This is a genomic window from Pelomonas lactea (assembly GCF_043555885.1).
GTDB classification, from domain to species: Bacteria; Pseudomonadota; Gammaproteobacteria; order Burkholderiales; family Burkholderiaceae_C; genus Pelomonas; species Pelomonas lactea.
Map to the genome: position 1 here is coordinate 230,864 of NZ_JBIGHX010000008.1, position 13,585 is coordinate 244,448.

Below are 13,585 nucleotides of genomic sequence, written 5' to 3' on the forward strand. Positions count from 1 at the left end.
CGCCCCCATTGTGGGGCGTCGCCAGGGGCCACGCGGGTCAGCGCGCGTCGCTGCCGGTCAGGCCCAGCAGGCCTTCGCGCGTGGTGTCGCGCACCTTGGGGCCGATCCAGACCTTCATCATCATCGGGAAGAAGGCCTCGCCCTGGATGGTCTCGCCGATCTTCTGGCCGTTCAGCGTGAACTCGGTGCCGGCGGTGCCGGGCAGGTAGTCGATGACGACCTTGTCACCCTTGTTGATGCGCGGGATGGTGCTGAACACCGTGCCGAGCTGCGCCGTCGAGATGATGTTGGCGCGGAACTCCTCGGTGCTGACGTTCTGGCGGATGCGGTCCAGCAGCGCGTTGGACAGGTCGCGCGCGCTGACGGTGCGGACCATGTAGAACTGGATGCGCTTGGGGCCCTTGACGGTGGTCGCCGCCTCGGTCGTCTTCTGCTTGCTGGGCAGGTAGAAGGCCACGATGGACGAGCGCGTGGACAGGATGCTGGACGACGCCACGCCGTTGAGCACCAGGTTCTGGCCGCCGACCGTGGTGGTGTCCGGGAAGCTGTAGCCGTCCACCTGTACGTCGGACGCGGCCGCGATGCCGGCATGCAGCGCCAGCGCGGACAGGGCTGAGCCGGCCAGCAGCAGGCGGCGGGAGAGGCGGGGGAGCGAGTGCGGCATGGTCATCCTTCTTGCTTGGGTGATGCGCGGCGGGCTTGTGGAATGACGAGCGATCGCCGGGTCGTCTCGGGGCGGCAGTGTCACCCGTCGCGCCACTTCAGGTGTGCATCGGCGGCCGCGAAATCGGAAGTAGTTCAGGGTTTACCCGATTTTGTGAACGGTCGTGCGGAAATGGCAGGCATGCCCGCTGGCAACATGCCGGCCACTGTCGCCCGGGGCCCGCTCCACCGGCGCCGACGCCTGCATTCACTACGAAAGACTCCATGAACAAGCGCATTTCCGCGATGCTGGCCGCCGTGGCCTGCCTGTCTGCCGGCGGGGCCTCGGCCACCGAGAACGGCCAGCTCCGTGCCCTGCTGGGCGCGCCGAGCTACGAGCTGACGACGCCCCAGTTCCCGGGCGCCTACGGTCAGATCTGGCTGCAGCACTACAGCGCCAACAAGCTGCGCGGCAATGACGGCAAGGCGCCGGTGACCGACACGACGACGCCGCTGGGTACGCTGCCGGTGCGCGCCGACGGCGAGATCGAGGCCACGGTGCTGGTGCCGCGTTTCACCTACATCACCGAGACGCTGGTGCAGGAAGGCCGGCTGGGCTTCTCGGCCACGCTGCCGCTGGTGCATCAGCGCAACGATGTGACGCTGAGCACCACGCTGCCGGCCGGCCTGCCCGCCGGCACGGTGGCTGCGGTCAACGGCCTGCTGGCCCAGGGCTCGGCCCAGCGCAGCGGCAGCAAGAGCGGCCAGGGCGACCTGGACGTCACCGCCTTCGTCGACTGGCAGGGTGACGACGGCCGCACGGCGCTGGGCGTCAGCGTCGTGGCGCCGACGGGCAGCTATGTCGCCGGCCGCGCGGTCAACCCCGGTGCCGGCAAGTTCTGGACGGTGCGCCCGCTGCTGATCGCGTCGCGCGTGTGGGACAACGGCCTGGAGCTGGGCCTGCGCGCGACCTACTCGGTCAACACCCGCAACTCCGACACCCAGGTCCGTTCGGGCCAGTACCTGCATGCCGACTGGGCCGGCATGTACCGCATCGACGACAGCTGGCGCGCCGGCCTGCAGGGCTATGTGGTGCGCCAGTTCACCGGCGACAGCGGCCCGGGCGTGGCCAGCCATGGCAACAAGGCGCGCGTCTATTCCATCGGCCCCATGGTGGCCTACCAGTCGGAAAGCGGTGTCTGGGCGCTGGATCTCAAGGTCATGCAGGAGTTCGGCGTGCGCAACCGCCCGCAGGGCCAGCTCGCCTGGGTGCGCCTGAACCTGCGGCTGGACTGAGCGTTGCCGCGGCAGCCGCCCAGGCGCTGGCGTGCGCCGGGCGGCGGCTGATCAGCCCGCCGTGACCGGAATGGCGATGCCCTTGCCACTGGCGATGCGCTCTTTCCACTCGGCGGGGCCGGTGATGTGGGCGCTGGTGCCGGTGGCGTCCACGGCCACCGTGACGGGCATGTCCACCACGTCGAACTCGTAGATGGCCTCCATGCCCAGGTCGGCGAAGCCCACCACCTTGGCGCCCTTGATCGCCTTGCTGACGAGGTAGGCGGAGCCGCCCACCGCCATCAGGTAGGCGCTCTTGTGGTTCTTGATCGACTCGATGGCGACCGGGCCGCGCTCGGCCTTGCCCACCATGGCGATGAGGCCGGTCTTGGCCAACATCATGTCGGTGAACTTGTCCATGCGCGTGGCGGTGGTCGGGCCGGCCGGGCCCACCACCTCGTCTCGCACGGGGTCGACCGGGCCGACGTAGTAAATGACGCGGTTGGTGAAGTCCACGGGCAGTTGCTCACCCTTGGCCAGCATGTCCTGGATGCGCTTGTGGGCGGCGTCGCGGCCGGTCAGCATCTTGCCGTTCAGCAGCAGCGTCTGGCCGGGCGTCCAACTGGCCACCTCGGCCGGTGTCAGCGCGTTCAGGTCGACGCGCTTGCTCTTGTTGTAGTCGGGGGCCCAGTTGACGTCGGGCCACAGGTCCAGGCTGGGCGGCTCGATGTAGCTGGGGCCGCTGCCGTCCAGCACGAAGTGCGCATGCCGCGTGGCCGCGCAGTTGGGGATCATCGCGATGGGCTTGCTGGCCGCGTGCGTCGGGAAGGTCTTGATCTTCACGTCGAGAACCGTCGTCAGGCCGCCCAGGCCCTGGGCGCCGATGCCCAGGGCATTGACCTTCTGGTACAGCTCGATGCGCAGTTCCTCGAGCTTGTTCTGCGGGCCGCGCTGCAGCAGCTCGTACATGTCGATGTCTTCCATCAGCGCCTGCTTGGCCAGCAGCGCGGCCTTCTCGGCCGTGCCGCCGACGCCGATGCCCAGCATGCCCGGCGGGCACCAGCCGGCACCCATGGTGGGCACGGTCTTGAGCACCCAGTCGACGATGTCGTCGCTGGGGTTGAGCATGTAGACCTTGCTCTTGTTCTCGGAGCCGCCGCCCTTGGCCGCGACGATGACGTCCACCGTATTGCCGGGGACGACTTCCATCTGCACGACGGCGGGCGTGTTGTCCTTGGTGTTCTTGCGCGCAAAGATGGGGTCGTCCAGCACGGACGCGCGCAGCTTGTTGTCGGGGTTGTTGTAGCCCTGGCGCACGCCTTCGTTGATGGCGTCCTCGATGCTGCCGGCGAAGCCTTCCCAGCGCACGTCCATGCCGATCTTCAGGAAGACGTTGACGATGCCGGTGTCCTGGCAGATGGGGCGGCGGCCTTCCGCGCACATGCGGCTGTTGGTCAGGATCTGCGCGATGGCGTCCTTGGCGGCCGGGCTCTGCTCGCTCTCGTAGGCGCGGGCCAGGTGGGCGATGTAGTCGGCGGGGTGGTAGTAGCTGATGTACTGCAGCGCCGCGGCGATGCTGTCGATGAGGTCTTGCTGGCGGATCGTGGTCATGGCGGGCCTGGGGCGGCGGGAGGGATGGGCGGAATTATCGACGGCCCTGACGGCCGCCGGGGTTCACGGGGTGACTATGCTGACCGCATCGTCCAACGAGAAGCTGACATGAACACTCGCATCGAACGCGACACCTTCGGCCCCATCGAGGTGCCGGCCGACAGGCTGTGGGGCGCGCAGACGCAGCGCTCGCTGCAGAACTTCGACATCTCCGGCGAGCGCCAGGCGCCGGAGCTGATCCGCGCGCTGGCTCGCGTCAAGCGCGCGTCGGCCGTCGTCAACCAGGCGCTGGGCCTGCAGGACGCGAAGAAGACCGAGGCCATCGTGCAGGCGGCCGACGAGGTCATCGCCGGTCTGCATGCCGACGAGTTTCCGCTGGTGGTCTGGCAGACCGGCTCGGGCACGCAGACCAACATGAACGTCAACGAGGTGCTGGCCAACCGCGCCAGCGAGCTGCTGGGCGGCGAGCGCGGCGAGGGGCGGCTGGTGCACCCCAACGATGACGTGAACCGCAGCCAGAGCAGCAACGACGTGTTCCCGACCGCCATGCACGTGGCCGCCGTGCAGGCGCTGACGGAGCGGCTGCTGCCGCCGCTGCGCGCGCTGCGCACGACGCTGCAGCAGAAGGCCGAGGCCTATGACGACATCGTCAAGATCGGCCGCACGCACCTGCAGGACGCGACACCGCTGACGCTGGGGCAGGAGATCTCGGGCTGGGTGGCGCAACTGGCGCATGGGGAGCGCCACGTGCTGGCCGCGCTGCCGCATCTGTACGAGCTGGCGCTGGGTGGCACGGCGGTGGGCACCGGGCTGAACGCGCCCAAGGGCTATGCGGAAGCCGTGGCGGCCGAGCTGGCACGGCTGACGGGTCAACCCTTTGTGACGGCACCGAACAAGTTCGAGGCCATGGCGTCGTGCGACGCGCTGGTTCACGCGCACGGCGCGCTGAAGACGCTCGCGGCCAGCATGACCAAGATCGCCAACGACGTGCGCTGGCTGGCCAGCGGCCCGCGCAGCGGCATCGGCGAGATCAGCATCCCGGAGAACGAGCCGGGCTCGTCCATCATGCCCGGCAAGGTCAACCCGACGCAGAGCGAGGCGGTGACGATGCTGGCCGCGCAGGTGATGGGCAACGACGTGGCCATCAACATCGGCGGCGCGTCGGGCAACTTCGAGCTGAACGTGTTCCGCCCGATGGTCATCCACAACGTCCTGCAGAGCGCGCGCCTGCTGGCGGACGGCATGGCGAGCTTCAACACCCACTGCGCCGTGGGCATCACGCCCAACGAGGCGCGCATTGCCGAACTGGTGGAGCGCTCCCTGATGCTGGTGACGGCGCTGAACACCCACATCGGCTACGACCGCGCCGCGCAGATTGCCAAGAAGGCGCACAAGGACGGCAGCAGCCTGCGCGAGGCCGCGCTGGCGCTGGGCCACGTGACGGCCGAGCAGTTCGACGCCTGGGTGGTGCCGGGGCAGATGGTGGGGCGCTGAGCCCCCCCGCGCCCCGTCAGGCGGTCTTCATGAAGTAGACGTCACCTCGGTAGCTGTTGGCGATGACGACCCCCTTGAGCTCCGGCACGTACTGCAGCGAATTCTGGATGCCGTTGGTGCGCGCGGCGGGCAAGCTGCCCTTGACGGTCGGCGCCGCCACCTGGAAGTCGGACGCCCGGACGGTCAGCAGCTTGATGCTGGCGCCCTCGTTGTAGGCGATGACGAAGGTGTCGTTGATCTCGTCGTAGACGACGCCGGGGTAGCCCGTGACGAGCAGCGCGTCGGCGCCCAGGCCGCCGAACGTGACCTGCTGCGTGTTGCCGTTCAGGTCCATCACCACGGGCTTGATCGGCGAGTAGCCGCCCACCACCAGCATGCGGTTGCGCTGCGTGTCGATGGCGGCACCGGCGTACCACGGGGCGCGGGTCGTGCCCGACAGCTTGTCCCAGCGATTGGTGGTGGCCGTCCAGCGGTACCAGCCGTCGCCGTAGTTGCGCGAGTAATAGACGTCGCCGGTCAGCGGGTGTCGCACGCACAGGCAGGCGAGGAAGTCCCCGTTGCCGGGGAACTTGGCGATGTAGTCGGGTGCATCCCAGTCACCCTTGCTCACATCGAAGCTGTAGGAGCGGCTGGAGCCGCCGTAAGCATGGGTCGCCGGCGCAGCCGGGAAGCTGCCCTCCGAGCCGCCGCTGGCAAACACCACCATGCGGTTGAGCCGGTCGATGAACTGCGTGGCGTAGTAGGTGTGGGTGGGTGAGGGGCGGTTGTCCAGGAAGAACTGGACGCTGTTGACGATGTCGGCGTTGGAGGACGGCGCGCGCAACTGTTCCCAGGCGGGCTGGTCGGCCAGCAGGTTCAGCGCGTCCACCTCGTTGCCCGCGTAGTCGTTGTGGCCGCCGGCGGCGCCCAGCATGTAGACGCTGCCCTTGCGCTTCAGCGAGGCCCCGCACCAGGCATCGATCTTGGCGCTGGGGCCGGTCGCGCCCAGCGGGCGCGGGCTGGGTTCGACGCTGGACAGCGCCGTGCCGGCAATGGGCGTCCATTGCCAGGTGGGCAGCCCGCGCGCCCAGGCGGGCAGCGTCGCGACCGGCGGTGTCGGCGCCTGCGCGGGCGACCCGCCTGCAGCTGAGGCCGGCGGTGTGGGGGCCGGCGGCGGGGGCGGTGGTGCTGCCGGCGGCGGCGGGGGAGGTGGTGGGGGCGGTGGCGGAGCGGGCGACGCCGGCGGGGACGGTGTCGGCGTGGGCACGACGACCTGGCCTGAAGTCGACAACGCCTTGACGCCCCACACGGGAGAACCATTGAACGTCGTGATCAGCGAGCTCCAGTTGCTGGCACCTGTGAGGCGTGCATACGCCTCGGCGGCGCCGGGTACGGCATGCCGCACCGCATAGGAGATGGCCGGCAGCAGATTGCCCCAGTAGCTGGTGCCGTCGGGGAAGTAGGAGCCGCGCAGGTCGCCGGCGGTGCCGGGGTTGGCGGTGCCCAGTGAGGCCTTGTAGAGCGCGCCCCAGTTCTCCGGCCACGGGCCCGTGCCGCCGGACCAGTCGGGGAAGTCCACCAGCGCGACGGCCATCGTGTAGACGGCCGCATCGCGGTACAGCCATTCGGTGCTGCTGGTGCCACCGAGCCGGCCGATGACGCTGCGCGCCTTCCAGGCGAAGAAGGCCGACAGCTTGCCGAGGGCGTCGGCACTCACGCCGGGCTGCAACGCCAGCGCGTAGCCGAACGCGGCCGTGTAGAAGTCCTGCTGCCACGGGGCCTCGGTGACGCGCCCGTCGCTGTTGCTGCCGTAGGCGTCGCCATACGGCGCGACGATGCCGAACGGGTTGTTGGGCTTGGCCACATAGGTGGCGTGGTTGAACTCGATGTTGCTGGTCAGCGAGGCGATGAACTCCGCGCGCAGCATGTCGTCGTCCGGCGTCGCCACGCTGGCCTGCGCGAGCGTGCGCACGGCCCAGGCCGCGCCGCGCACGGTGGCTGCACCCGACGACGACAGGAACACGCCCTGGCTGAAGCGCCGCTGGTCGTCCACCTGGCCCAGGAAGTTGTACGTGGCGGCGAACTGCACTTCCTCCATGCAGTACCACAGGCCCGTCGCGAGGTAGGCCATGTAGCCCACGGACGGGTGGTGCGGAATGTCCCAGCCCGGGGCGCCGGTGCCGCTGGCGCCAGGCGGGAACTGCAGCTTGGTCGACGCGTTGACGCTGAGGTTGGGGTAGTCGCTGAAGCGCAGCGGCCGGTTGGTTTTCTCGTCGCGGAAGTGCAGCGCATAGCGGCCGGCACTGAAGGCATTGCGCACGACGCCCTTGTAGGGCGCCATCGCGTCGTCGCAGGTCAGGAAGCAGACGTCCCATTCCGGCAGCAGCCCGATGGCCGCCTGGTAGCCCGTCTGTCCCATGCTGCCGGAGTAGCCGCCCTGCTGCAGCGGCGTGAACGAGGCCGGCAGTGCCCGGTAGGCGCCGGACGTCGTGCCGGTCTTGCCGTGATAGCTGGGCACCAGTTCGCTGGCCTGCAGCATCTGGGTGTCCTGACGCGCAACAACGTCGACATCGTTGGCGAGCCAGTAGGACAGCGCCGTACCCTCCAGCAGCGGCGTGCGGCAGCGGCTGGGCAGGTCGATGGCGCGGGAGAAGCGCTGCTTGCCGCCCAGTGTGAAGCTGTAGGTGGCGTTGCGGCTGGCCGGGGCGGCCACGGCCAGGTAGCCGTTCTCCACCCACGGCAGCACCTCGAGGGCGCCACTGGCGTACAGCCGCACCTCCAGCCAGGCCACCAGGTGCGGGTCGGTGCCGACAGGCTTGCGGTAGATCCAGCTCGACATCTGCGGGCCGGCCACCCACGCCAGGAACGGTGCGTCCCAGTCGTTGCCCGACCAACTGGCCTTGCCCCAGCTGCCGGCGTCGACGGCGGCGGTCACGCCGGTGGCCTTGAGATGACTCACGGCCAGGGCGGCGGGCGACGGCGCGGCCGCGGTGCTGGCGCTCAGCCCCAGCTTGGTCGGTGTGCCAGCGGTCACGGCAACGGCGCCGGACACGATCGCGAACTTCACGGAGCCGTCGGACCAGCGGTTCTTGACGACGACCTGGACGCCGGCCGTCGACGCGACTGCTGTCGAACCGGACGGGATGCTGCCCTTGGGCAGCGACAGCCCCAGCGTGAAAGGCGCCTGCGTCAGTGTCGTGGCCGAGTGCACCCAGAACTGGATAGGCCCGGCGCTGGCTGATGCCGCGGCACCAGACGAAGCACCCGCGGCACCGGCGCCCGCGTTGGCCGGGGCCGACGCAGCCGGTGACGGGGCGGATGCGGCCGGCGCAGCGGCGGATGCGGCACCGTCGGCTGCAGTTGCCGACGCCGTGGCCGCGGCGCCGGGAGCGCCGCCGCCACAGCCGGGCAGCGCGACCACACCCACGGTGGCGGCCCAGCGGCGTAGGAACTCTCGGCGATCTTGGTCTGACATGATGATGGATGGCCCTTTGGGAGGACGGGGCTGTGAGCGCGGCCGGATTGTGGCCGTCGGCTCGCCCCGTCGGCGGGCGGCATCATCGCCGGGCGTGCGGCGGATCACGCTTCACAGCGTGCTTACCCACGGTAACCGCGTGCAACGGATGTGAGCGGCGGGCGGCTTGCCGGATCGGCCGGCAAGCGTGGCACGTCAGTGCGCCTTGTCCTCGTGGTGCGCCAGCAGCCGGTCCGTGTAGGCAATGGCCATGGCCGACAGCAGGAAGGCGACGTGGATCAGCGTCTGCCACATCAGCGTCTTCTCGGTGTAGTTGTCGGCGTTGATGAACGTCTTCAGCAGGTGGATGGAGCTGATGCCGATGATGGCCGTGGCCAGCTTCACCTTCAGCACCGACGCGTTCACGTGGCTGAGCCACTCCGGCTGGTCAGGGTGGCCGCCCAGGTCCATGCGCGACACGAAGGTCTCGTACCCGCCCACGATGACCATGATCAGTAGATTGGAGATCATGACGACGTCGATCAGCCCCAGCACCACCAGCATCAGGATGGTCTCGTTGAGCTTGGCGATGGGCTCGTAGCCGATGATCGTGCCGGCGGCGTCCTTGATGGCGGTGCTCTTATAACCAATGCTCTTGACCAGCATCTCCAGCGCGCCCTGGTTGCCGAAGGCGGCCTCGATGAGGTGCACCAGCTCGGTCCAGAACTGGAACACGTAGACGGCCTGGGCCAGGATGAGGCCCAGGTACAGCGGCAGCTGCAGCCAGCGGCTGGCGAAGATCAGGCGGGGCAGGGGGCGGAGCTGGGGATCGTTGGGCATGGGGTAGGACCGAGCAGAATTGCCGGAAATTCTAGGTGGCGTGAATGACGTCACGCCGTCAGGGCATCGTCAGACGCCCGAAGCACAGTCCGCGCCAAGCAACTCCAGGAGACAGACGATGAGCACGCTGAACACCTACGCCCCCAGCCCCGAGTGGGTGGCCAACGCGCATGTGAAGGGCGAGGCCGGCTACGCGGCGCTGGTGGCGGAGGCCGACAAGGACTACGCCGGCTACTGGGCCCGCCTGGCCCGCGAGCTGCTGAGCTGGCAGACGCCGTTCACGAAGACGCTGAACGACAGCGAGGCGCCGTTTTTCAAGTGGTTCGAGGACGGCAAGCTCAACGTTTCCTACAACTGCCTGGACCGCCATGTCGAGGCCGGCAAGGGCGACAAGACGGCGCTGATCTTTGAAGCCGACGACGGCGCCGTGACCCGCGTCACCTATGCCGAGCTGCTCGCCAGGGTCGGCCAGCTCGCCAACGCGCTGAAGGCCCGCGGCATCCAGAAGGGCGACCGGGTCGTCATCTACATGCCCATGTCGGTCGAGGGCGTCGTGGCCATGCAGGCCTGCGCCCGCATCGGCGCGACGCACTCGGTCGTGTTCGGCGGCTTCTCCGCGCAGAGCCTGCGCGACCGCGTGCAGGATGCCGGCGCCGTCGCGCTGATCTGCGCCGACGAGCAGCAGCGCGGCGGCAAGGCACTGCCGCTGAAATCGATCGTCGACGAGGCGCTGGCCGACAACAGCTGCCCGACTTTGCGCGACGTCATCGTCTACAAGCGCACCGGCGGCAACATCGGCTGGGTGGAGGGGCGTGACCTGTGGCTGCACGAGCTGACCGCCGCGCAGCCGACGACCTGCGCGCCCGAGTGGGTCGAGTCCGAACATCCGCTGTTCCTGCTCTACACGTCCGGCTCCACCGGCAAGCCCAAGGGCGTGCAGCACAGCACTGGCGGCTACCTGCTGCATGCGGCGCTGACGACCAAGTGGACCTTCGACCTGAAGGACGACGACATCTTCTGGTGCACCGCCGACATCGGCTGGGTCACCGGCCACACCTACATCACCTACGGCCCGCTCGCGCTGGGTGGCACCGAGATCGTCTTCGAGGGCGTGCCCACGTATCCGGACGCCGGCCGCTTCTGGCAGATGATCCAGAAGCACAAGGTCACGATCTTCTACACGGCGCCGACGGCCATCCGCTCGCTGATCAAGGCGGCCGAGAGCAACGAGGCAGTGCACCCGAAGAAGTACGACCTGAGCAGCCTGCGTCTGCTGGGCTCGGTGGGCGAGCCCATCAACCCGGCCGCCTGGGAGTGGTACCACCAGCACGTGGGCGGCGGCCGCTGCCCCATCGTCGACACCTTCTGGCAGACCGAGACCGGCGGCCACATGATCACGCCGCTGCCCGGCGTGACCACACTCGTGCCCGGCTCCTGCACGCTGCCCTTCCCGGGCATCACGACAGCCATCGTCGACGAGACCGGCAACGACGTGCCCAACGGCCAGGGCGGCATCCTGGTGGTCAAGAAGCCGTGGCCGTCCATGATCCGCACGATCTGGGGTGACCCGGAGCGCTTCAAGAAGAGCTACTACCCGGCCGAGCTCAAGGGCTACTACCTGGCCGGCGACGGCGCGATCCGGGACGCGGAGACGGGCTACTTCACGATCACCGGCCGCATCGACGACGTGCTGAACGTGTCGGGCCACCGCATGGGCACGATGGAGATCGAGTCGGCGCTGGTCAGCTGCACGGAGCTGGTGGCCGAGGCCGCAGTGGTGGGCCGCCCGGACGACACCACCGGCGAGGCCATCTGCGCCTTCGTCGTGCTGAAGCGGCCGCGCCCCACGGGCGACGAGGCCAAGGCCATCGCCAAGCAGCTGCGCGACCACGTGGCCAAGGAGATCGGCCCCATCGCCAAGCCCAAGGACATCCGCTTCGGCGACAACCTGCCCAAGACGCGCTCCGGCAAGATCATGCGCCGGCTGCTGCGCTCGGTGGCCAAGGGCGAGAGCGTCACGCAGGACACCAGCACCTTGGAGAACCCCGCCATCCTGGAGCAGCTGGGCCAGGCTTACTGATCCGCATCGCCCAGAAAAAAGGCCGCCCGAGGGCGGCCTTCTTTGTTGCCTGCGCGAATCAGCCGCGTTGGCGGCGGCGGGCGATGAAGCCCACCAGGCCCATGCCGCCCAGCATCAGCGCATACGTGCTCGGCTCAGGCACGGGCGCCACATTGAGCGCCTGGTTCAGATGGATCTTCAGGAACTCGGTGTTGTCCGAGCCCAGATTGCGGCCGCCGACACCGGGGTAGTTGTTGTCGTTGGCCACCAGCAGCGTGTTCGCGTCCAGGATCAGCACGCTCTCGATGGTCGTGAACGGGAAGGTGAACGCGTTGCTGCCGTCGCCGTTGAGGTCGTGCGGGTCGGCGATGTTCATCAGGTCGACCACTTCGGTCTTGATGACGTTGCCGCTGGCGTCGACCTTGTTCAGGTCGATCTGGAAGATCTTCTTGAACGGCGTGCCGCTGGTGGCCGTGGCGCCGTTGCGCTCGATGATGAGGAACTCGTGGTCGTTGATGGCCGTCATGTCGCCGATGTTGGTGCCGGCGGTGTCGAGCTTGTAGTTCCACTGCTGGCCCGTGTAGGCCTCGGTGGTCACGTCGAAGGCGTTGATGCGCAGCGTCTTGGCCGGGTCGCCGGTGACGGTGCCTTCCAGCAGCGTGTAGAGGCGGTCGCCGTTCGGGTTGATGGCCATGCCCTCGAAGCCGCTGGAGCGGCCCAGCGTGGCCAGCGCGCTGCCGTTGGCAACGGCCTCATTCTGCGGCGACAGCACGCCCGTCATGCCGATCTCGCGGCGCAGCACCTCGCCCTTGGCGTTGGTCTTGACCAGGTAGGGGCCGAACTCGTCGCCGAACCACAGGTTGCCGTTCTTGTCCTTGCGCACGGACTCGATGTCCAGGTCGGCGCCGGTCAGCAGGCGGTCGTTGCGGATGCTGCTGTCCACCAGCGGGTTGGCGGCGTTGTTGTAGTAGCGCTTGTAGTCGGCCTGGATCTTCAGCGACAGCAGGTTGTTCGGGTCCGACAGCGTGATGTAGCTGCCCGCGTTGAAGCCGCCCATGGCCGAGCCGCTGTTGTAGTTGGCGGCCGACACGGTGCCGGTGCCGCCGGTGGCGGTCTTGAAGTTGGGCGTCACGGCGTACAGGCGCAGCAGCGCGTCGGCCGAGTTCTCCTTGGTGCCGAAGCCGTTGTCGGGCATGAAGTAGTACGTGCCGGCAGTCGGGCCGGCCAGCACGGCCGAGAAGCCCTGCACCGGCTGCTTGTTCAGCAGCGGCAGCGTGTTGCCGCCGGCGCTGTTGGCGAACTGGCCGGCCGTGGGGCCTTCGGCAAACGTGTTGGCGGGCATCAGCGCCCAGCCTTCCAGCGTGGCGGATGCGGCGTGGGCCGTGTGGGCGGCGGACAGGGCGGCCAGCGTGGCCGCCAGCGAGGCGCGAAGGGCGAATCGGGTCATGAACTTGAAGAGTGGGGCGCAGAACGGCCTGCGCCGCCATTCTTCAAAGCGGCCATGAATCGCCCATGAAGCGCTCGCGCGCGGCTTGAGCCCTTCGGCTCATGCCGCGCCAACGAAGACAGGCCCCGCAGGGCCTGTCGTCGAGCAGGGCGGGGGGCCTTACTTGATCGTCAGCACCCACTTGGCCAGCGTCTCGGCTTCGGCCGGCGTGACGGCGTTGGCCGGCATGGGCATGGGGCCCCAGACGCCCGAGCCGCCCTTCTGGATCTTCTCGGCGAGCTTCTTGTAGGCGTCTTTTTCCTTGGCGTACTTGGCGGCCACGTCCTTGTACGACGGGCCCACCAGCTTCTTGTCCAGCGCATGGCAGGCCATGCAGTTCTTCTTCTGCGCCAGTTCCTGGTTGGCAAAGGCGGCGGCGGGGGCGATCAGGGCGAGGCCGAGAAGCAGGGCTTTCATGAGAACCTTTCGGTGACGTGGACTACAGTGACTGCGAAAGATACCTGAAGGAGATGCCGCATGGCGTTCGTGTTGATCGGTGTGCTCTTGATCGTGCTCAAGCTGGGTGGATTTGCACAGTTCCACAAGGACGAGTTCTGGGCCTGGGCCATCGTGCTGTCGCCGTTCCCGCTGGCGGTGCTGTGGTGGTGGTTCTCGGACTCGACGGGCCTCACGCAGAAGAAGGCGATGGACGCACTGGACGCCAAGAAGGCGGCAAGGCGCGAGCAGCAGATGGAGGCGCTGGCGCAATTCCGGCCGGGTGCCAAGAAGAAGCGCTAGTCAGCGT

General features: G+C 68.4%; 10 protein-coding genes. 4 read left to right on the forward strand and 6 right to left on the reverse strand.

Translation table 11 applies throughout. The features are described 5' to 3' along the window. Window positions 1–37 precede the first annotated feature (37 nt). Window positions 38–664 carry a chalcone isomerase family protein gene (locus ACG04Q_RS20655; protein WP_394513248.1) on the reverse strand — a complete coding sequence of 209 codons (627 nt, stop codon included), beginning with the start codon at window positions 662–664 and terminating at the stop codon, window positions 38–40. 263 nt (window positions 665–927) lie between these two features. Between ACG04Q_RS20655 and ACG04Q_RS20660 the strand changes: the two genes are divergently transcribed. Beyond that, window positions 928–1,938: a SphA family protein gene (locus tag ACG04Q_RS20660; RefSeq protein WP_394513249.1), complete on the forward strand. Its 1,011-nt coding sequence runs from the start codon at window positions 928–930 to the stop codon at window positions 1,936–1,938. A 51-nt stretch (window positions 1,939–1,989) separates the two neighbouring features. On the opposite strand, the gene ACG04Q_RS20665 is transcribed toward ACG04Q_RS20660, so the two are convergent. After that, window positions 1,990–3,528 carry a fumarate hydratase gene (locus ACG04Q_RS20665; protein ID WP_394513251.1) on the reverse strand — a complete coding sequence of 513 codons (1,539 nt, stop codon included), beginning with the start codon at window positions 3,526–3,528 and terminating at the stop codon, window positions 1,990–1,992. A 108-nt stretch (window positions 3,529–3,636) separates the two neighbouring features. Between ACG04Q_RS20665 and fumC the strand changes: the two genes are divergently transcribed. Then, window positions 3,637–5,022: a class II fumarate hydratase gene (gene fumC / locus ACG04Q_RS20670; RefSeq protein WP_394513253.1), complete on the forward strand. Its 1,386-nt coding sequence runs from the start codon at window positions 3,637–3,639 to the stop codon at window positions 5,020–5,022. Between the two features lie 16 nt (window positions 5,023–5,038). On the opposite strand, the gene ACG04Q_RS20675 is transcribed toward fumC, so the two are convergent. Both ACG04Q_RS20675 and ACG04Q_RS20680 read right to left on the reverse strand, forming a co-directional pair. Further along, window positions 5,039–8,476, reverse strand: a complete 3,438-nt coding sequence (locus ACG04Q_RS20675) for a hypothetical protein (protein ID WP_394513255.1) — start codon at window positions 8,474–8,476, stop codon at window positions 5,039–5,041. A gap of 195 nt (window positions 8,477–8,671) precedes the next feature. Then, entirely contained in the window at window positions 8,672–9,295 is a 624-nt protein-coding gene (locus tag ACG04Q_RS20680; RefSeq protein WP_394513257.1) for a TIGR00645 family protein, read from the reverse strand. Between the two features lie 118 nt (window positions 9,296–9,413). Between ACG04Q_RS20680 and acs the strand changes: the two genes are divergently transcribed. Beyond that, the gene (acs, locus tag ACG04Q_RS20685; protein WP_394513258.1) at window positions 9,414–11,375 is read left to right on the forward strand and encodes an acetate--CoA ligase; all 1,962 of its coding nucleotides are present in this window, start codon (window positions 9,414–9,416) and stop codon (window positions 11,373–11,375) included. Window positions 11,376–11,433: 58 nt separating this feature from the next. Here acs and ACG04Q_RS20690 read toward each other — a convergent pair whose 3' ends face one another. Together ACG04Q_RS20690 and ACG04Q_RS20695 are read right to left on the reverse strand one after the other, a co-directional pair. Then, window positions 11,434–12,801: an esterase-like activity of phytase family protein gene (locus ACG04Q_RS20690; protein ID WP_394513260.1), complete on the reverse strand. Its 1,368-nt coding sequence runs from the start codon at window positions 12,799–12,801 to the stop codon at window positions 11,434–11,436. Window positions 12,802–12,960: 159 nt separating this feature from the next. Beyond that, window positions 12,961–13,257 carry a c-type cytochrome gene (locus ACG04Q_RS20695; protein WP_394513262.1) on the reverse strand — a complete coding sequence of 99 codons (297 nt, stop codon included), beginning with the start codon at window positions 13,255–13,257 and terminating at the stop codon, window positions 12,961–12,963. 60 nt (window positions 13,258–13,317) lie between these two features. On the opposite strand from ACG04Q_RS20695, the gene ACG04Q_RS20700 reads away from it, so the two are divergent. Next, window positions 13,318–13,578, forward strand: a complete 261-nt coding sequence (locus tag ACG04Q_RS20700; RefSeq protein WP_394513263.1) for a TIGR04438 family Trp-rich protein — start codon at window positions 13,318–13,320, stop codon at window positions 13,576–13,578. Window positions 13,579–13,585: the final 7 nt, after the last annotated feature.